We start from the raw sequence: 18,831 nt of genomic DNA on the forward strand, positions 1-18,831 counted from the left end.
TTCTAGCAAAGTCCGATCCAAAATACTGACTTACATGAATATATCATTGATTCATGAAGCCTAAACGCGTATCTTTGCAGCAATAAAAATCAGCTTTTTAGTATTATGCAATCGCCTTTAATTATTGCCATTTCCGGTGCTTCGGGCTCCGGGAAGTCGTTATTTACCCAGAATTTGTTTAATGGTTTTGAAGCGCAAGGCCGCCCTGTGCAAGTGCTTCGTGAAGACCATTACTATCGTGCGCAAGACCATTTGCCAATGGAAGCGCGTGAGAAAAATAACTACGATCACCCCAATGCGTTTGAGCACGAGTTGCTAAAAGCACACTTGAAAGCGCTACGCGAGGGGCAACCGATTGATTACCCTCATTATTGCTTTAAAACACACACGCGTCTGCCTGAAACAGAACGGTTAAACCCCGCGCCTGTTATTATTCTCGAAGGCATCATGTTATTAGCGCGGCCTGAACTACTGCCGCTTTATGATGTGAAAATATTCGTAGATACGCCGTTAGATATTTGCCTTATGCGCCGCATGATGCGTGATATCAAAGAGCGTGGCAGAACGATAGACTCTGTGGCTAAACAGTACGAAGAGACAGTAAAGCCAATGTACCATCAATTTATTGAGCCCAGTCGCTTTACTGCCGATGTCGTTGTTACACAAGGCGGCAAAAACCAAATTGCACTCGATGTGATTAAATCTCACATTCAACAAGCGCTTCTTTAAGGGATTGATAATATGGTAGGTTTACTGGGCGTTGCCGTCCTTCTAGGCATCGCATTTGCGCTGTCATCAGCGAAACGCAGTATTAACTGGCGTACCGTTGGGGGTGCATTTGCAATTCAAGCTTCTGTTGGAGCTTTCGTCCTGTATTCCGAACCTGGCAAAAACGTACTGTTAGCGGCCACTAAGTTTGTGGCTAACATTATCGCGTATAGCCAAGAAGGTATAAATTTCCTTTTCGGCCCTATTGGCGATAAATCTATCGCTTTTATATTTGCGTTCAACGTTCTTCCCGTAATTGTCTTTTTCTCTTCTCTTATCGCGGTGCTTTATCACCTTAGAATTATGGGTCTTATCATTAAATTGATAGGTGGGGCATTACAAAAACTACTGAACACCAGTAAACCAGAATCTATGTCTTCGGCGGCCAATATCTTCGTAGGGCAAACTGAAGCACCACTGGTTGTTCGCCCGTTTATTCCCCATATGACAAGTTCTGAGCTATTTGCCGTTATGGTGGGTGGCTTGGCCTCTATTGCCGGGTCGGTAATGGCAGGTTATGCGGGTATGGGTGTTGAACTAAAGTACTTACTTGCAGCCAGTTTTATGGCGGCCCCAGGTGGGCTGTTAATGGCGAAAATAATTTTGCCGGAAACCAGTACCCCTAACGAAGAGCTAAAAGAAGTTAACGCAGAAGAAACGGGCTATGCCAATGTCTTTGATGCTGCCGCTAGTGGCGCCGCATCGGGTATGACCCTCGCTCTTAATGTGGGCGCTATGCTACTTGCTTTTATCGCTCTAATTGCCATGCTTAATGGCCTTATCGGGTGGTCTGCTGGGCTTTTCGGTTTTGAGAATGTTACTTTTGAAGGCATCTTAGGCTATATTCTTCAACCTCTTGCGTGGGCCATTGGCGTTCCATGGGAAGAAGCACAACTGGCCGGAAGTTTTATTGGCCAGAAAATGGTGGTTAACGAATTTGTGGCCTACCTCAACTTTTTAGAGAATCAATCTGCCCTATCTGCGCCATCGCAAGCTATAATTACATTTGCATTATGTGGGTTCGCTAACTTTTCATCCATTGCCATTTTAATGGGCGGCATAGGTGCTATGGCCCCTACCCGTCGCAAAGAAATTGCGCGCTTAGGTATGAAAGCGGTTATCGCCGCTACGTTGGCCAACCTTATGAGTGCCACCCTAGCTGGTATCTTTCTATCGTTAGGTTAATTAATTTACAGTAGACTAAGCGGTCAACTTTTACTACATTATATAACTTCAATCGCGATGATTGATTTAAGTCAATCATCGCGTCTTTTTTGGCGGCCCGTCTACCTTTATAATGCCGCAATCAAAATACACGGGATAACATTATGCAATTAGTAGCTGTAGATTACACGGCGCCAAATGCCCAAGAGGAATTTGTAAAGTCGCTAAGAGAGACTGGTTTTGGTGTACTTAAAAATCACCCTATCCAACAATCGTTAGTTCAAGGGATCTACGATAACTGGCAAGGCTTTTTCGATAGTGAAGAAAAGCACGACTACCTATACAACAAAGGTAAGCAAGATGGCTTTTTTCCTCAAAGCGTATCTGAAGTAGCCAAAGGCTTTACCAAAAAAGACATTAAAGAATATTATCATTATTACCCTTGGGGTCAGTGTCCAGAATCGTTACGTCCTCAAATTTCTCAATACTATGAGGAAGCAAATGCATTGGCGAAAGACTTACTGGGATGGATTGAAAAGCATTCTCCTAGCGAAGTAAGCGATAAATATAGCCAACCGCTTGGTGATATGATCAAAGATTCAGATCAGACGCTATTGCGCATACTTCACTACCCTCCTCTTAGTGGCGATGAAGAAGTAGACGCAATTCGCGCTGCGGCCCATGAAGATATCAATCTAATTACTATCTTGCCAGCAGCTAACGAGCCAGGTTTACAGGTTCAAGCAAAAGACGGAAGCTGGTTAGATGTTCCTTGTGATTTTGGAAACTTGATTGTAAATATTGGTGACATGCTACAAGAAGCGTCGGGGCATTATTTCCCATCCACAACGCACCGTGTGGTAAACCCTGATGGTGCAGATATGACCAAGTCTCGTATCTCACTACCCTTGTTCCTACATCCACGCCCTGATGTTGTACTGTCTGAACGCCACACCGCAGGTAGCTACCTACAAGAGCGCTTAAGAGAACTCGGTGTCATTTAATTAATACCCCGTTTTATAACAATTAGCCACGCCCTAACGCGTGGCTTTTTTGTTAGTTGCTGGCAAGGGTAGATAGCTTGCTCATATAACGCACTTCATCTTGTTGGTTTGGAGCAAACTTAGCAGCCCGTTGCAAGTAGCTCTCGGCCTTCGATATATCGCCTAGTTCCCAGTACACTTTCGATAAGCCAAATAACACTTCGTGTCGTGAATTATCAAGCTTAAACGCCCGTTGATAATACGTTAGTGCTTGTTCGAAGTTACCCTCATCAAAGGCCTGCTCTCCTAGGATAAAGTGATAAAATGGGTTACTTTTACGGCGTGTTTTAACCATTGCCTGAATTTCCTCTGCTTTCTGTTTTTGGCCTTTGTGATGAAACAAAATAGAGAGGTTTTCCCAAGCGGTTAAATTGTCATCGTTAAGGGTTAACGCATATTCATAACTTTGCTCAGCTGCATCAAACGCATCCACCATACGATACAACACCCCTAAATTTACCCAACTTTGTTGCAACTCAGGCGCGAGCATGGCGGCAGCGCGAAAATAGCTGTATGCCCGTGTGTAACTATTTGCAACTAACGCATCAGCGCCTTTATTGTTGTAAAACATAGCTAGCACAAGTGTTTTGCTTACCTGTATACGCGGAAAGTGCTTTCTCATCATTTGCGGGTCAAAATCTACATCTGCACTCTTAGGCCCAATACTGGTTACTGTTGGGTCATCAGGTATAGAAATACGCAGGTTTACATGGCCGTTCAAAAAGCTAAAACCTTCTCTACGTGTCCAGTATTCAGGTATATCCACTTCATAAAACTGGGCTTTAAACCCGGCATGCTTTGCCATCGCGTAGGTCATAATGGAAAGTGATAGACAATTTGCCGCCCGATTGGCAAAGGTGCTTTCGGCGGTAGAATTTGCATTGCTGCGATACAAAAGCCCCATTTCCGAGTGATCGAAAATAGAAGAAATTAAGCTTTTTACGCTCCTATGGTGGGTGTTGCCGCTAATGATAGTGGTAGCGCGTTTAACAAATGCTTTAGCGTCTTCGCCAAGGGCAAACACGTCTTCTTCCGTTTCTACAGGAAACAATTCATAGGTAGGAAATAACTCATCATGCAGCGCTGGGTAAGGGTTTAGTGTGACAGGCTCGGGGGTAGACGTACACCCCACAAGCAGAACGCTCATTACTACCGCAATGGCTAGGTGTCTCATTTGGTGTACCTCACAACTGTCTCAACCAACCATGAGTATAGACTATTTACCTATTTTTAACATTTGGTTAACCCTACTAAATGGCTCACTTATCGCGAAAGGCGGTTATTTAACGCACGTCTTAGCCCTTTATATTGGTCACCCCGCATAGTAAATATTGCTGGCGTTATAGCCTCGCCGTCACTCTATAGCTTTAGCCTATGTCGTTAAAAAATGGTGAATTATTAAACTTTAGGCCAATGCCATTTACCGCCTTGGCAAGGTATTCTTACTAAGTAATTTTGAGAGCGTGAGACTGATTAAGGAAAGTCTATGGTGGTAATCTATGGTAGTAAATAGCGTAACTAAACGAAGGCTGAGTGATTGCAAAATTTTAATTGTCGATGATCAAAGTAGTAGCCGTTTAGTTCTATCAACATTGTTGGAAGATATAGTAGCCTGCGACGCCGTAAAATCGGGCCAAGAAGCGATAGATTATTGTGCTAATTATCGCCCCGATCTTATATTGATGGACGTAGTTATGCCGGAGATGGATGGCCACGAAACAACAAAAATACTCGCCTCAAACCCCGATACAGCCACAATTCCTTTTATGTTTGTTACCTCGTCTAACGCCGATGACGAACAAGCAAAGTGTTGGGCGTCAGGTTGTGTCGATTTTATCGAAAAACCGATTAATGCCTGTACAGTGAGAAACCGTGTTAAATCGTACCTTCAGCATAAACTAAAAAGTGATTTTTTAGAGCGTCTTATTTATATTGACAGGCTAACCTGTGTGTATAATCGCCATTATCTAGAAGATCATTTGCCGAACATAATCAAAGACGGCACAAGAAATAATACCGCTACGTCACTCATCCTCTTCGACGTTGACTATTTTAAAAAGTACAACGATCACTATGGCCACCTAGAAGGCGACAATTGCCTATTTAAAATATGCCAAAACGTAAGTAAGTATTTACTAAGACCTATGGATTGTATTGTACGTGTGGGGGGTGAAGAGTTTTTAGTCATTCTGCCTAATACCGATGAAAGTGGCGCACGCCAAGTAGCTAATCGCCTATTAGGGTGTGTGAACGAACTACACATCAATCACAGCGATTCCGAATTTAAGCATGTCACTATTAGTGCAGGTGTTTCTACCAAGCTAGGAAACGAAAATAAATCTATCGATTACCTTATGCTTGAAGCGGATAGAAATTTATATGTGGCGAAAAATGCTGGGCGAAACCGCGTGGTGTGTCGAGACGGCAAAATAAGTTCTGCTTCCGCTGAAATTTCATTCGCTTAGTGTATAGGTGGTTTTTCTCGGCTAGCCCAGGTTAGACCGCCCCGTTGCCCGCGTATGTCTTAGCTTTTTTAAACAGCCGTGACGACTAGCGCCAAGCTCATGTACCTGCGCAAACCACAACTGCAAGGTGGCCAATGCATCGTCTAACGCATTATGAGCAGGAGCCACGGGTAACATTAACCGTTTCCGGCAAGCACTAAGCGTTACGCTCCCCTCTGGCAAAACACTATGGCGCTTTTTCAATTGATAAACCGCCATTTGCAAAGTATCCACAAAGCATATTTCCACCCTAGGTTTGGACAAACGTGCGATTACTTTATTTAACACGGCTAAATCTAACGAAGCATTGTGAAACACCAAGACATTTGTGCTTAATTTATCGAATAAGTGATTTATCACATCTTCTAACGCACACCCTTCACGCAACACTTCAGGGGTTAACCCGTGAATAACTGGGCTTTGTCCTAAGGGTTGCTGAGTATCTACCACACAATAAAAAGCACTGTTTAAGTCAATCTTTCCATGGCTCCCTGCTACCCAGCCGATAGAGGTAATCTCTGCATTATTACTGTCTAGCGAGGTTAACTCTAGGTCGATAGCTAAAAAGGGAACGTGACTAAGCGGCGCCTCAAATAGTGGCGCTCGCGTGCTTTTCCAACCCCGGAATAAATAGTTCCATAGCGTAGTGAGCACTAACCCACGCCTCCAGAAAATTTCACCACCATTGCTTGCTTCGCACGGTCAATTGCTTTAAATGAAGCTTTTAATTGGTGTTTTTCAATGGAGGATAGCGTAGAGATGGACACGGCATTATCAGTAACCTTATTGAGTAGTTGATGGCGCCAACGAAGACGGTTTAGAAACAGCCATATATCACGTAAGTTGTTCGCATCTTCTTTCGCTAACCCTACATTCGCTGGAAGCGAGGCCAGCCTAGCCAAGGTAGAAGGCGTATGTACGCCTGCCGCAAGCGCATAAATTCTAGCGATGTTATTAACCAGCGCCACCGCCCGGGTTTTAAGATCTATCGTGTCCTTTAGCTCACGCCCTTTCTCATAGGTAAATGTCTGAAATAAAGATAAAGGTATTGCAAGGTCGTTAGTGTGCCTTGCCAAGGCAGCTAAAAATAGGCTTTGAGCCAACAACGGGCTGCGTGCTTTTTGCATGCGCTTAAATAAACTGCTATCGCCCGCCGCACATCGAACATCAAGGAAGATATTAAAGTGCATAATGGCATCTTTCGTTGGTGCGTTTACCCATCCCCTCGCCTGCTCTATCGCCTGATCAATAGATAGTCTTAATTCGGGGTTACTCGCCATAATATTGCCATCACACAACCTAATTCCGCATTTCGCCAAGCCCTGACAAACGTATTCAGACATAGCAGCAAAATACGCCGCTTGCGAACTATTCGGTTCGCTGGCAAGCAGTAATCCGTTGTCTTGATCTGATCCCATCGTTTGGTCTTCGCGGGCTTGCGAACCGTACACAAGCCATGCAAACATCATGGGGGCTTTACCATGCGCTTGCTGATAAAACGTAATCAACTTTCGGGTCATGATATCAGTAGCTTGCGATAACACTTTACCTGCAATATCAAAGTCGCCCACACGTTTCGCATGACGAGAAAAATAATGGGGTAACTGCCAAGCTAAACGAGTAAGCGCATATAAGCTTTCTGCTTTTGCTAACTCGCCAATAATGAAAAGCACATTCCCGCGCTGCTCTCTCACCATATCCGTCGCGGTCACCATACCTACAGGTGATACTCCTTGTTTATCTACCACGGGCAAATGATGAAGGTTTTTCTCGGTCATGACCGAAAGTGCATCAAAAACAGTATGCTGATGGGATACAGTGGTGGGCGATGGCGTCATTATGCTGTGAATTGCCTGCGTATATGAAAGCCCCTTTGCCACCACTCGGGTACGAAGGTCGCGATCGGTTACTATCCCCACCAGCTTCCCCTTTTCAGTAATAATAAGCGATGACACCCGTTCGCTAGACATCTTAAGGGCAGCCTGTTGAATGGTGGTAGCCATATCCACATGAATAGGTTCACGCGTAACCACATCTTCTAAGCGTTTATACAGCCACATAGAATGAGAATCTTTTGCCGCCTGATTATGTAACGCGTTGCTTCGTAAACCTTGGAAAAAACGATGGACCTGAGGAATGGTTAGCAGTTCGCTAAACACCTCGGCGGTAAAACGGAATATTAACCCTGGATTTTCTATATGGATTGAAACTGGATAGACAGTATTTTCTAGTATGGCCGGGTAGCCAAAGTAATCTCCTTCGCTAACGTGGCGCTGAGCATCTGCGCTATCTATTACTGAAAACTGACCACTTTGAATAAGATACAGGGCCATGGGCCCTTCGTTAATTGCATTGGCGTTATCGTCACTTAAGTAAATAAGTTCTGCGCCTTTTAATAGTCGGGCGCGAACTGCTTCTGATAAGCTGTCGAAGGGGGCCGACGCTGCGAGAAAGTCGCTAACTTGCTGTGCAATTGCCGCCATGCCCACGTCTCCTGTTATTCACTTAGTGTGCTGATGCTTCACCCGCGCCTTTAGGGTAGCGTATACTTTCTACTAGCTGCTGAATTTCTTCAGGTGCATCATCCGTCGCCTTAAACACAATAAAGGCAACCACAAAGTTCACTACCATACCCATAGTGCCTATCCCTTCAGGCGACACCCCAAACCACCAATTATCAGGTGTATTTGCCGCAGGGTTGATAAACTTAAAGTAGATAATGTAGGCAGCAGTAAATGCAATACCCGAGACCATGCCGGCTATCGCGCCTTTATCATTCATACGTTTACTGAAAATACCCATAATGATGGCGGGAAAGAAACTCGATGCAGCCAAGCCAAAGGCGAAGGCGACCACCTGGGCGACAAAACCGGGCGGATTAATACCAAAGTAACCTGCAATAACAATAGCCACGGCCGCGGCCAAGCGGGCATAAAAGAGCTCGGCTTTGTCGGTGATGTTAGGCATAAAGTTACGCTTTAATAGGTCATGGGACACCGAGGTAGAAATAACTAATAGCAAGCCTGCGGAGGTAGACAATGCTGCTGCTACGCCCCCTGCAGCCACCAACGCAATTACCCAGGCGGGCAAATTCGCAATTTCGGGGTTTGCCAATACCATGATGTCGCGGTCTACCTTCATCTCGTTGCGCTCATCACCCGAATAGAACATTTTGCCATCGCCGTTCTTATCATTAAATTCAATAAGCCCTGTTTGCTCCCAGTTTTTAATCCAAGACGGCGCTTGTTCATAGCTGGTTCCCGTTAATTCCGGGCCATTAATTGTCTCAATCATGTTAACCCGGGCAAATGCCGCTAACGACGGTGCCGTGGTGTACAAAATAGCTATAAAGGCAAGTGCGTAGCCCGCTGATTTTCTCGCATCACGCACTCTAGGTACGGTAAAGAAACGCACAATAACGTGAGGCAGCCCCGCGGTTCCCACCATAAGAGCAAAGGTAATAAAAAATACGTCTATAGTACTTTTAGTGCCCGATGTGTATTCATGAAAACCTAATTCCACCGACAAATTATCGAGTTTCTGCAACAAGTGCATGCCAGAGCCATCGGCGATAGTTGCCCCAAAGCCTGTTTGTGGAAGGATATGCCCAGTTACCATGATTGAAATAAACACCGCCGGTACAATGTAAGCGAAAATCATGACGCAATATTGGGCGACTTGGGTATAAGTGATCCCTTTCATGCCACCAAGAACGGTATAGAAGAATACGATCACCATGCCAATAACCACACCGGTTACAATATCGACTTCTAAGAAACGGCTGAATACCACACCCACGCCGCGCATTTGGCCGGCTACGTAAGTAAAGCACACAAAGATGGCGCAAAACACGGCCACCGTTCTGGCGGTTTGTGAGTAGTAGCGGTCACCGATGAAATCCGGTACAGTAAATTTACCGAATTTTCGTAGATAGGGGGCAAGGCACAGGGCCAGTAGTACGTAACCGCCTGTCCACCCCATAAGGTAGACTGCGCCGTCGTAGCCCATAAACGAGATAAGCCCCGCCATGGAAATGAAGGACGCGGCAGACATCCAGTCGGCAGCCGTAGCCATACCATTCATAACCGGCGGTACACCACCACCAGCAACATAGAAATCGTTGGTTGAGCCCGCTCTTGCCCAAATAGCAATAGCAATGTACAAGGCAAATGAAGCGCCGACAATAATAAAGGTGAGTGTTTGAACATCCATGGTTTTACTCCTCGTCTACGCCGTAACGTTTATCCATTGCATTCATTTTTGCCATGTATACAAAAATAAGTGCTACAAAAACATAAATAGAGCCTTGCTGAGCAAACCAGAAGCCCAGTTTAAAACCAAAGAATTGAATATTATCTAATGCATCGACAAACAATATGCCTGCGCCAAAAGACACCACAAACCATACGACTAACAGCTTGGCAAGAAGAGATAAATTCTCCTTCCAGTAAGCTTTTTTATCGTCTTCATTTCTAAATGCCATTGTTTCACCCTCACATAAGGTTAACGAGTTGTTATATTTTTACATACCTCCAACACTTAACTTTACTTACGTTTTTCGTATCCATGGGGTTGGGTACGAAAAGCAAACATCAACGACAAAAGTCAAGCAATTAGGAGCTCTTAAGTTACTCTAGACTGCAATAGCCAATTTCCAAATGCGACGATGGTCGTAGTTAGACCAAAGATAAAAACGTTATAATGCGCGTAAAAACACGCCAAATGTAAAAAATTAGTTAAAGGTAAAGTATGACTTTTGGGTGGGTAACCTTAGCAATTGTGTATCTGTTTCTGCTGTTTTCCTTGGCCAGTTGGGGAGACAAAAACTCGCCTAGAGCCCGTGCGTTAACATCGCATCCGGCAATTTACTCGTTGGCGTTAGGCATCTACTGTACTGCTTGGACGTTCTTCGGCATGGTAGGGCAAGCAAGCCGCGATGCGTGGATCTACCTTCCTATAATGCTGGGCCCTATCTTGGTCTATGTTTTAGGCTACAGGTTTATTTATAAACTCACGTTAGTGAGTAAAAAACAACATATCACCACCATTTCCGACTTTATCGCTTCGCGTTACGGTAAACGTCAAACCGTTGCCTTATTAGTAACCCTTATCGCGCTTCTCGCCACTATTCCTTATATTGCGCTGCAGCTAAAAGCCATTGGCGCTACCTTTCAGCTTCTTACACAACAGCCCAATAACAATGCCATTATTATTGCCGCCACGGCGTTTATTGCCGTATTCGCTATTTACTTTGGCACCAAGCAAACCGATGTCACTGAGTATCGCCGAGGGCTGATGCTTGCCATTGCATTTGAATCTAGTGTCAAGTTGCTTGCCTTGGTTTTGGTGGCATTTGTGGGCTATAGCGCGTGGAAAGCGAAAGCCACCACACCGCTTTTCGACAGTTTTTTAAACGATGCAGCTTTATCTCAATTTAGCTCGTTCTCGTTTATTGCCCAAACTATTATGGCGGCCGCGGCAGTTATTTGTTTACCTCGCCAGTTTCACGTTGCCATTATTGATAACTTAAGTTTGCAGCATTTAAAAACCGCTCGCTGGCTGTTTCCTCTGTATCTCACCGTTATTTCAGCGGTTATTCCCATTATTGCTGTAGCCGGAAACACTATCTTTATGGGTGGGAATGTTGAGCCTGATTCGTATGTATTGTCTTTAGCTATGTTCTCTGAATCGGTACTTTTGCAGGTAATAGTGTTTGTGGGCGGGTTATCTGCCGCCACTGCCATGATAATTGTGGCTACCCTTACCTTAAGTACCATGTTAACTAACGATGTGATCCTCCCTCGCTATCTCGCAGTGAAAAATTCGCCAGAACAAAAACGCGACTTCACTAAACAGATACGTTTAATTCGACGTATTGTGATAGGCGTTATATTGCTACTGGCGTTTCTCTATCATCAGCAAATGACCACTAGTCGGTCTCTCCACTCTATAGGCTTGATTGCATTTTCTCTGGTTATTCAATTATTACCGGCTATTGTGGGCGGCCTATATTGGAAGCGAGCCCACGCCCATGGCGTGTACGCCGGTTTAATGGTGGGGCTGGTTATCTGGGTGCTATGGCTTGTACTTCCTATTATCAGCGAAGAGATTTCTCGATTAGAACAAAATGAGTTAATTAGCCAAGGCGCTATGATAAGCCTAACTGCTAATACGCTTATGTACGTGCTCTTTTCTTGGTTTGCCCCAGCCCGTTTGGTCGATCGCATTCAAGCAGAAGCTTTCGTATCCCCCGCGGTAGCCAAAACCAATGTGGGTAAAAATCAGCACACTAGCGTGACCGTATCCGATCTTGTCACCTTGCTCTCAACCTTTATGGGCGATGGCCGCTGCACGCAACTGTTAGAGCAGTATCAGCAACTGCATCATTGTGAATTAGCGCAAGATGCCACCCCCGATGAAAACTTTTTAGCCTTTTGCGAGCGTGCATTAGGCGGTGTTATTGGCGCCTCAAGTGCAAAGGTTCTACTTGATAGTGCATTACGTGGCAAGAAGATGGATTTTACCGAAGTTATCAACTTTTTTGATGATACCACCCAAGCCATGCAATTTAATATGACAGCGCTACTTACGTCTCTTGAGAATATGGATCAGGGGATAAGCGTTGTCGACAAACACCTTAATTTAGTGGCGTGGAATAAGCGCTACGCCACCCTTTATACCTACCCAGACGATCTTCTGGTGGTAGGTGCACCTATAGAAAAGGTTATTCGCTACAACGCCGCGCAAGGCGAATTCGGCACCCCTGATGTTGAGGCGGAAGTAGAAAAACGATTAGAACATTTGCGTTCTGGCACACCTCACCGCTTTACGCGGCAGCGTAAAGATGGGCGCGTAATAGAAATGGTGGGTAACCCTTTACCCGGTGGCGGCTTCGTTACCAGTTTCAATGACATAACAGGGCATATTGAAATTCAACAAGCATTGGAAGAATCGAACATAGATTTGGAAGCGAGAATTAAAAAACGTACCGAAGAAGTTCACTCTATTAATGCCGAGTTACGCCTTGAGATTGAACGGCGTTCTGGTGCCGAAAAAGAATTAATACGCGCCCGTAAAGCAGCCGAGGACGCCAACGCCAGCAAAACCCGTTTCTTGGCATTGGCAAGCCATGATGTGTTGCAACCATTAAATGCCGCGAAGCTGTATATTACTGCGTTACAAGAGCAAGAATTACCAAATAACGTGAGTGACATTGTTAATAAACTAAATCACAGTGTTACCTCAAGCGAGGCCTTAATTGGTACCTTGCTAGATATTGCCCGGTTAGATCAAGGTGAAATGAAACCCGATTTAGAGGCGGTAGATCTTAACGAATTGCTATCGCCTTTGTTTGATGAAACACGGATGAGAGCGCGGGAAAAAGGGTTATCGCTCAACGTGAGAATGCAACCTGTATGGGTAAGGGCAGATAAAACATTTTTGTATAGAATTACCCAAAACTTGCTGTCAAATGCGGTGAAATACACTGAAAAAGGAAAAGTACTTTTTATTGCGCGCAAACAAAAGGGACACGTGAGAATTGGCGTATTTGATACCGGCATTGGCATTTCCAAAGAGAAGCTTGATGCGGTGTTCAACGACTTCTATCGTACTAATCAAAGTAACGAACACGGGTTAGGTCTTGGGTTAGCGATAGTGCGCCGTTTAGGCAAACAAATGAATAGCCAAATTTGTGTACAATCAACGCTAGGCAAAGGCAGTTATTTCCATTTCGACCTTCCGTTAGCCGACGCAAAGCAACATACCCCCATCAACAAAAAAGTAAGAAGTACCACCTTTAGTGGTTTAAGAGTGATGTGTGTGGATGATCAAAAAGAAAACTTAGACGCCATGCAAACCCTATTAGAAAAATGGGGCGTTGAAGTAGCGTTAGCCGATAATTGGGAAGATGCGCTTAAAACAAGCGAGCAATTTTCGCCCCATATCCTGCTGATGGACTATCAATTAAGCCATATAAAAGCGCGTAACGGCTTAGCACTTATTGAAGCCATACGACTAAAACAAAACGTAGTATTGCCAGCGGCGCTTATTACCGCCACCCAAGATGAAGACTTAATGACAAGAAGCAAAGAGCAAGGCGTAAATTATTTGGCTAAACCGCTTAAACCCGCCAAGCTACGTGCCCTTTTACAGAGTATGACCCGCTATATACACGATGCGAGCAATACCCCTGATTAGCGCCCTTGGCTACGCAAGCTTACGTACAAATTACCTTATAACCCTGGCTATAAACCGGACGCATGGGTAACAAACCATGTTTAACGCTTGCCTTTAACCGCGGCATTGGCGACGGACTTTGCAGGGGCCGCAGGTGTTCCATCGGTTGATTTTGCCGCCACTTTACCCATAGTGCCCCACGAAGACTTAGGGTTTATCACTACGGGCCGGGTGAGTATAAGGTTATTGGGGTACATTAAGGTTTCACGCTCGCTGGTGAGTAAGCGTGTACTAAAAGGGCCCACATCTGCGATATAGCCCTCTATGTAATTGTCGCCATCTAAGATGCGAACGAAGTTACCTCGTTGGTACGCCACATTTGTCAGTAAGATAAAATAGGCGGTTATGTTACTAATTAACGACCAGCTGGCAAAAAGTGCCACACCAGTAACCGTTATTATTGACGTAGAGAGTACCAGCAAACCTGAGAAATCTATGCCCCACGCCAATAACAGTAGCGATAGAGATAATATGGCCACCAACATACGCGCGGCAAACAAACCTTTTACTGCACTGGCAGACTTAAGCTTGGCTTTCTCAATATTAGCTTCTAGCTTAGGAAATACCTTGCGTGATACAGCAAGATAAAAAAGCAATACCACAATGCTCCACACTAAGTTAGTCTGATACTCAGTTAACCATTCTATGCTGCCTTGCCACCATGTCATTATTTAAGCCCTTCACTGTATTTTAGGTGTTGTAAGAGGATGCGGTTTAACAAGCAACGGCTTGCCCTTTAGGGCGGCATGCTAACGTGTAACTTCTCTGTCTTCATGCACTTATTAAAATCGACACCACAAAAATTTTTATAAGACAGAACGCTAACTGTCCATTACTATGCGCGCAAATTAAGTGGCCAAATTTCATGCTACCTTCTAAGCTAGCACAAGTCTCACTGTTTCTAACTTTACACACTAAACCAAATTTTAAGGTATTTACCTATGCGCATTGCGATTTTATCCCGTAACCCTCGTTTGTATTCCACTTCGCGTTTAGTGGAAGCTGCGCGTGCACGAGGACATGAAGTGGATGTTATCGATACCATGCATTGCTACATGGATATAACCAGTGCACGCCCTTCTGTGCGCTACAAAGGCAATCGTCTTCCTTACTACGATGCGGTAATTCCACGGATCGGTGCTTCAGTAACTTTTTATGGCACCTCGGTGGTTCGCCAGTTTGAAATGATGGGTACCTACAGCTTAAACGAGTCGGTGGCCATTAGCCGATCCCGCGACAAGCTGCGTTCTTTACAATTGCTATCACGCAAGGGAATTGGCATGCCGCGTACAGGGTTTGCGCATCACCCTGACAAAATTGACGATGTAATAAAAACCGTAGGCGGCGCGCCAGTAGTCATAAAACTACTGGAAGGCACCCAAGGTATAGGCGTGGTATTGGCAGATACCCACAAAGCGGCCGAATCGATTATTGAAGCATTTATGGGGCTAAACGCCAGTATTTTGGTGCAAGAATTTATTAAAGAAGCCGGAGGCAGCGACATTCGTTGTTTCGTGGTGGGAGGTAAAGTTGTTGCTGCGATGAAGCGCCAGGCTGCGCCCGGCGAATTTCGTTCTAATTTACACCGGGGTGGGCAGGCAAGCTTAGTAAGGTTAAGCCCAGCCGAACGGAAAACCGCCGTAGATGCAGCAAAAACCATGGGGCTAAATTGCTGTGGGGTAGATATTCTTCGTTCTAACAACGGTCCGGTGGTAATGGAAGTTAACTCTTCTCCTGGCTTAGAAGGTATTGAAAAAGCCACCAACAAAGATGTGGCGGGCATGATCATCGAATTTATAGAAAAGAGTGCTAAACCCTACAAAACAAAAACACGAGGAAAAGGTTAAGTGTCATCTGAACCATTTGTTATTGGTGGACAAGCTATTGCGCTGGGCGAAACGGCGAAAATTGACTTGGTTATGCCTCCCCTATATACCGCAACGAATATGAGTATTCCGGTGTATGTAAAACGGGGCAAACGCCCTGGCCCTGTTATGTTCGTTAGTGCTGCGATACACGGTGATGAACTCAATGGTATTGAGATTGTGGGCCGTCTTATTCGTTCAAGCACCATTCAGCGCTTACGGGGCACGCTTATCGCTGTGCCTATGGTAAATGTTTATGGGGTATTGAATCAGTCGCGCTATTTACCGGATAGACGGGATCTTAACCGCAGTTTTCCCGGCAGTAAAAAGGGCTCTTTGGCGGGACGTTTAGCTAACCTTTTCTTTAAAGAAGTGGTAAGTAAGTGTGATGTGGGTATCGACCTTCATACCGGTGCCATACACCGCAGTAATTTGCCGCAAATACGAGCAGATTTAGACGACCCAGAAGTATTAGAAATGGCTAAGGCGTTTGGGGTGCCTGTGTTATTGAACGCGGAAATTCGAGAAGGTTCACTACGGGAAACCGCAAGCGAAGCGGGCGTTAAAATTTTGCTTTACGAAGCAGGACAAGCACTTCGCTACGACGAATTCTCTATACGCGCGGGGTTTCGCGGTATTATTAATACTATGCGCCACCTTGGCATGTTGAATAAAAGCCGTAGCAAAGGCCATAGCATCGAGCGCTTTATTGCCCGTCAAAGTGGCTGGGTACGCGCACCGGAAAGTGGTTTTGTAACCCACTTAGCCCAACTCGGCGACCATGTAAATAAAGGCGATAAACTGGCCAACATAGCCGACCCGTTCGGCACCTATTTAACCAGTTTAATTAGCCCAGCCGAAGGAGTGGTAATTGGTAAACAAAATATTCCATTAACCCAAGAAGGCGAAGCTGTCTATCACATCGCTTATTTTTCTCAGCCTGATAGTGTGGCTGAACACGTTGAGTTATTACAAGATAACCTGCTGCCTAGCGAACAGAATGTGGTTGAATAATGTGGTTTAACAAGGTGTCATTATGACAACGAAAAAAATTGTTGGTGCGGTAGAGTTATGCGACCTACCCGCGTTTATGATCCATGACCTTAACGTGAGAATTGACACGGGGGCTGCAACATCGTCACTTCACGTAGACAACATTGAAGAGTTTGAGGTTGATGATGAACTATGGATACGTTTTGATATACACCCTGATATTTATAACGTAGATAACGTTGTTCGCAAGAAAGCAAAAGTAGAAGGTAAAAAGCGTGTTAAAAGTTCTACCGCGACAAGAGAAAAAAGGTATGTCATTCTTACTACCGTTGTAATGAGTGATTTAGAGTGGGAAATTCAACTCACCCTTACCGACCGTTCAGAAATGACCTATATGATGTTATTAGGTCGAGAGGCCATGTGTGGGCGTTTTTTGGTTGACCCAGAGCATGACTTCTTATTAACTAAAAACTAAAGGAAACGTTAATGTGGCGTAGCATAGACATACCTCGGATTATCGCGGTACTGGCAATACATGTACTCACATTATGCTTTTGTGTCCAAGTGCAAGCCTCAGCGCAAGTAAGTTCTGAGGCCGCGCAACCTTCGAATGTTTTGCCCCATAGCGTGCTGCGTTTACCAAACGTTCACCCAGGCAGAGACCCAGTATACGCCTATGCAAAAGCGTTGTTGTACCAAACACTAAAGGTGACCGAAGCTGAATTTGGTACGTTTGAATTAGTGATTACCGAACAAGAAGCGCTGCAAGCACGGCAACTTAGAAACTTAGAACATAGCATGCTCGACGTTACATGGAGCGTAACTACCAAAGAAAGAGAGCGGCATCACCAGCCAATACGTATTCCCATTATGGAAGGCTTATTTGGCAAACGCGCGTTGTTTATAAACAGCGATGATACCCGCTTCGATCATCCCCTTTCTCTTGCTCAGTTAAAAACCATGCGCGCTGTACAAGGCTACGACTGGCCAGATACGCGTATCTTTCGGTCTAATAACATTCGCGTATTAGAAACCACCTACGATGCGTCGTTTAAAATGGTGGCCGAAAAGTTTGCAGACATGTATCCGCGCAGTGTGATGGAAATTAACCACGAAATAAAAAACGACAATAAAACCGCGAACCTTAAAATAGCGCCAAATATTGTCATCGCCTACCCTAGCCCCATGTTCTACTTTGTAAGTTCAGATAGGCCCGATCTTGCCGAGCGCATTCAGCGCGGGTTAGAAAAGCTATTGGCTAATGGCGAGTTAAAACGCCTGCTTGAAGCGCAAGAAATTTACCAACAAAGTATGACGTTATTAGAGGGGCGCGAAATTATTAACCTTGAAAACCCGCTCTTAAGTGAACAAAGCAAACAAGCGCTAGATACTTACCTGCCATACCCATCGCCAAGCCCAAATAGCCAGGTAGACGGTATGCAAAATAAACAGCCTCAAAGCAGCGATACCACTCCTTAAGCACTAGATGCACTGCCTTAGATGTACTGCCAAAGAACAGCCAATCTGAACGCGCCCAGCGTGACAGCGTGGGTCGTCACGCGCCGAGGGTGTAACGCCACCGGGTAAGAGAAAGTAGAAAAAGAGCGTTATTTATTAGGGGGTTCAAGTTCTAACTGGGTAGCGATAAGTACCGCTTGGGTTCGATTGTTTATGCCAAGCTTTTTAAAGATAGCAGTGACATGGGCTTTTACCGTTGCTTCTGCGATATCTAGGTTGTAGCCAATTTGCTTGTTAAGCAAGCCGTCTCGCATATAGCATAAAACCTTGTACTGCGAAGGTGTAAGAGAGGCAACGTTATCGGCTAACGCCGAAAAGGCTTCATCAACTTCCTCCACACTGTCGCTAATGCTTGCGGGAATCCAAACGTCACCATCAAGTATAGCTTGTACCGCATTGGCGATGTCACTTGAACTGGCCGTTTTGGGGATAAAACCCAAGGCGCCAACGCCGATTATTTTCGAAATGATCGCGCTATCTTCTGTACCTGAAACAACCGCCACCGGAACATCAGGAAATAACTTGCGAATATGCAGTAGGCCAAAGAGATCGTTACTCCCGGGCATATGCAAATCTAGCAGCAATAAGTCGATATCCTCATTAGAAAGGATATCGACTGTGGCAGTAAGGTCGCCTGCCTCTTTTAAAGTAAGTTCAGGCAAGGACAATGATAGCGCCCCTTTTAAGGCATCCCGATACAACGGATGGTCATCGGCAATTAGAAGCGTTATCACTGTG

Annotated in this window: 16 protein-coding genes; 9 read left to right on the top strand and 7 right to left on the bottom strand. The window is 45.0% G+C overall.

Features of this window, described 5'->3' with window-relative positions; translation table 11 throughout:
* The first annotated feature begins 105 nt into the window (after window positions 1-105).
* The 3 genes from udk (at window position 106) to GTH32_RS14070 (ending at window position 2,936) form a co-directional block, all read left to right on the top strand.
* Window positions 106-729 carry a uridine kinase gene (udk, locus tag GTH32_RS14060; RefSeq protein WP_163086901.1) on the top strand — a complete coding sequence of 208 codons (624 nt, stop codon included), beginning with the start codon at window positions 106-108 and terminating at the stop codon, window positions 727-729.
* Between the two features lie 12 nt (window positions 730-741).
* Window positions 742-1,953, top strand: a complete 1,212-nt coding sequence (locus GTH32_RS14065) for a NupC/NupG family nucleoside CNT transporter (protein ID WP_163086904.1) — start codon at window positions 742-744, stop codon at window positions 1,951-1,953.
* A 143-nt stretch (window positions 1,954-2,096) separates the two neighbouring features.
* Window positions 2,097-2,936 (top strand): isopenicillin N synthase family dioxygenase, encoded by an 840-nt coding sequence (locus tag GTH32_RS14070; RefSeq protein ID WP_163086907.1) that lies wholly within the window; start codon window positions 2,097-2,099, stop codon window positions 2,934-2,936.
* 52 nt (window positions 2,937-2,988) lie between these two features.
* Here the strand turns inward: GTH32_RS14070 and GTH32_RS14075 are convergent, their stop codons facing one another.
* The gene (locus GTH32_RS14075; RefSeq protein ID WP_163086910.1) at window positions 2,989-4,149 is read right to left on the bottom strand and encodes a tetratricopeptide repeat protein; all 1,161 of its coding nucleotides are present in this window, start codon (window positions 4,147-4,149) and stop codon (window positions 2,989-2,991) included.
* A gap of 325 nt (window positions 4,150-4,474) precedes the next feature.
* On the opposite strand from GTH32_RS14075, the gene GTH32_RS14080 reads away from it, so the two are divergent.
* Window positions 4,475-5,440, top strand: a complete 966-nt coding sequence (locus GTH32_RS14080; RefSeq protein WP_163086913.1) for a GGDEF domain-containing response regulator — start codon at window positions 4,475-4,477, stop codon at window positions 5,438-5,440.
* 21 nt (window positions 5,441-5,461) lie between these two features.
* Here the strand turns inward: GTH32_RS14080 and GTH32_RS14085 are convergent, their stop codons facing one another.
* Genes GTH32_RS14085 through GTH32_RS14100 form a run of 4 tightly spaced genes read right to left on the bottom strand, consistent with a single transcriptional unit; the run spans window position 5,462 to window position 9,962 of the window.
* On the bottom strand, window positions 5,462-6,133 hold the full coding sequence (locus GTH32_RS14085; protein WP_163086916.1) for an exonuclease domain-containing protein: 672 nt from the start codon (window positions 6,131-6,133) through the stop codon (window positions 5,462-5,464).
* The gene (locus tag GTH32_RS14090; protein ID WP_163086930.1) at window positions 6,133-7,962 is read right to left on the bottom strand and encodes a DUF294 nucleotidyltransferase-like domain-containing protein; all 1,830 of its coding nucleotides are present in this window, start codon (window positions 7,960-7,962) and stop codon (window positions 6,133-6,135) included. Before GTH32_RS14090 ends, GTH32_RS14085 begins: the two co-directional genes overlap by 1 nt.
* A gap of 22 nt (window positions 7,963-7,984) precedes the next feature.
* Window positions 7,985-9,691 (bottom strand): sodium:solute symporter family protein, encoded by a 1,707-nt coding sequence (locus tag GTH32_RS14095; protein WP_163086933.1) that lies wholly within the window; start codon window positions 9,689-9,691, stop codon window positions 7,985-7,987.
* Between the two features lie 4 nt (window positions 9,692-9,695).
* Complete coding sequence (locus GTH32_RS14100) at window positions 9,696-9,962, bottom strand: DUF4212 domain-containing protein (RefSeq protein WP_163086935.1); 267 nt, start codon at window positions 9,960-9,962, stop codon at window positions 9,696-9,698.
* Between the two features lie 266 nt (window positions 9,963-10,228).
* Between GTH32_RS14100 and GTH32_RS14105 the strand changes: the two genes are divergently transcribed.
* A complete protein-coding gene (locus GTH32_RS14105; protein WP_163086937.1) occupies window positions 10,229-13,678 on the top strand; it encodes a PAS domain-containing hybrid sensor histidine kinase/response regulator in 3,450 nt (1,149 codons plus the stop codon).
* A gap of 80 nt (window positions 13,679-13,758) precedes the next feature.
* Here GTH32_RS14105 and GTH32_RS14110 read toward each other — a convergent pair whose 3' ends face one another.
* A complete protein-coding gene (locus GTH32_RS14110) occupies window positions 13,759-14,388 on the bottom strand; it encodes a mechanosensitive ion channel domain-containing protein (RefSeq protein ID WP_163086972.1) in 630 nt (209 codons plus the stop codon).
* A 270-nt stretch (window positions 14,389-14,658) separates the two neighbouring features.
* Here GTH32_RS14110 and rimK point away from each other — a divergent pair, with 270 nt between their 5' ends.
* The 4 genes from rimK to GTH32_RS14130 are packed head-to-tail and all read left to right on the top strand — an operon-like array spanning window position 14,659 to window position 18,054.
* Window positions 14,659-15,564, top strand: coding sequence for a 30S ribosomal protein S6--L-glutamate ligase (gene rimK, locus GTH32_RS14115; protein ID WP_163086939.1), 906 nt, complete (start codon window positions 14,659-14,661; stop codon window positions 15,562-15,564).
* Complete coding sequence (locus GTH32_RS14120) at window positions 15,565-16,596, top strand: succinylglutamate desuccinylase/aspartoacylase domain-containing protein (protein WP_163086941.1); 1,032 nt, start codon at window positions 15,565-15,567, stop codon at window positions 16,594-16,596.
* 22 nt (window positions 16,597-16,618) lie between these two features.
* Window positions 16,619-17,050, top strand: coding sequence for an ATP-dependent zinc protease family protein (locus tag GTH32_RS14125; RefSeq protein WP_163086943.1), 432 nt, complete (start codon window positions 16,619-16,621; stop codon window positions 17,048-17,050).
* 11 nt (window positions 17,051-17,061) lie between these two features.
* Complete coding sequence (locus GTH32_RS14130; protein ID WP_163086945.1) at window positions 17,062-18,054, top strand: type 2 periplasmic-binding domain-containing protein; 993 nt, start codon at window positions 17,062-17,064, stop codon at window positions 18,052-18,054.
* A 128-nt stretch (window positions 18,055-18,182) separates the two neighbouring features.
* On the opposite strand, the gene GTH32_RS14135 is transcribed toward GTH32_RS14130, so the two are convergent.
* Window positions 18,183-18,827 (bottom strand): response regulator, encoded by a 645-nt coding sequence (locus tag GTH32_RS14135; protein ID WP_163086947.1) that lies wholly within the window; start codon window positions 18,825-18,827, stop codon window positions 18,183-18,185.
* Between the last annotated feature and the right edge of the window lie 4 nt (window positions 18,828-18,831).

The sequence above is a fragment of the Alteromonas profundi genome (assembly GCF_010500865.1).
GTDB classification, from domain to species: domain Bacteria; phylum Pseudomonadota; class Gammaproteobacteria; order Enterobacterales; family Alteromonadaceae; genus Alteromonas; species Alteromonas profundi.

Coding starts and splice junctions, on each gene's coding strand:
- GTH32_RS14090 (WP_163086930.1), bottom strand. CDS start 7,962: ATGGCGGCAATTGCACAGCAAGTTAGCGACTTTCTCGCAGCGTCGGCC.
- udk (WP_163086901.1), top strand. CDS start 106: ATGCAATCGCCTTTAATTATTGCCATTTCCGGTGCTTCGGGCTCCGGG.
- GTH32_RS14105 (WP_163086937.1), top strand. CDS start 10,229: ATGACTTTTGGGTGGGTAACCTTAGCAATTGTGTATCTGTTTCTGCTG.
- GTH32_RS14100 (WP_163086935.1), bottom strand. CDS start 9,962: ATGGCATTTAGAAATGAAGACGATAAAAAAGCTTACTGGAAGGAGAAT.
- GTH32_RS14080 (WP_163086913.1), top strand. CDS start 4,475: ATGGTAGTAAATAGCGTAACTAAACGAAGGCTGAGTGATTGCAAAATT.
- GTH32_RS14095 (WP_163086933.1), bottom strand. CDS start 9,691: ATGGATGTTCAAACACTCACCTTTATTATTGTCGGCGCTTCATTTGCC.
- GTH32_RS14065 (WP_163086904.1), top strand. CDS start 742: ATGGTAGGTTTACTGGGCGTTGCCGTCCTTCTAGGCATCGCATTTGCG.
- GTH32_RS14070 (WP_163086907.1), top strand. CDS start 2,097: ATGCAATTAGTAGCTGTAGATTACACGGCGCCAAATGCCCAAGAGGAA.
- GTH32_RS14075 (WP_163086910.1), bottom strand. CDS start 4,149: ATGAGACACCTAGCCATTGCGGTAGTAATGAGCGTTCTGCTTGTGGGG.
- rimK (WP_163086939.1), top strand. CDS start 14,659: ATGCGCATTGCGATTTTATCCCGTAACCCTCGTTTGTATTCCACTTCG.
- GTH32_RS14125 (WP_163086943.1), top strand. CDS start 16,619: ATGACAACGAAAAAAATTGTTGGTGCGGTAGAGTTATGCGACCTACCC.
- GTH32_RS14130 (WP_163086945.1), top strand. CDS start 17,062: ATGTGGCGTAGCATAGACATACCTCGGATTATCGCGGTACTGGCAATA.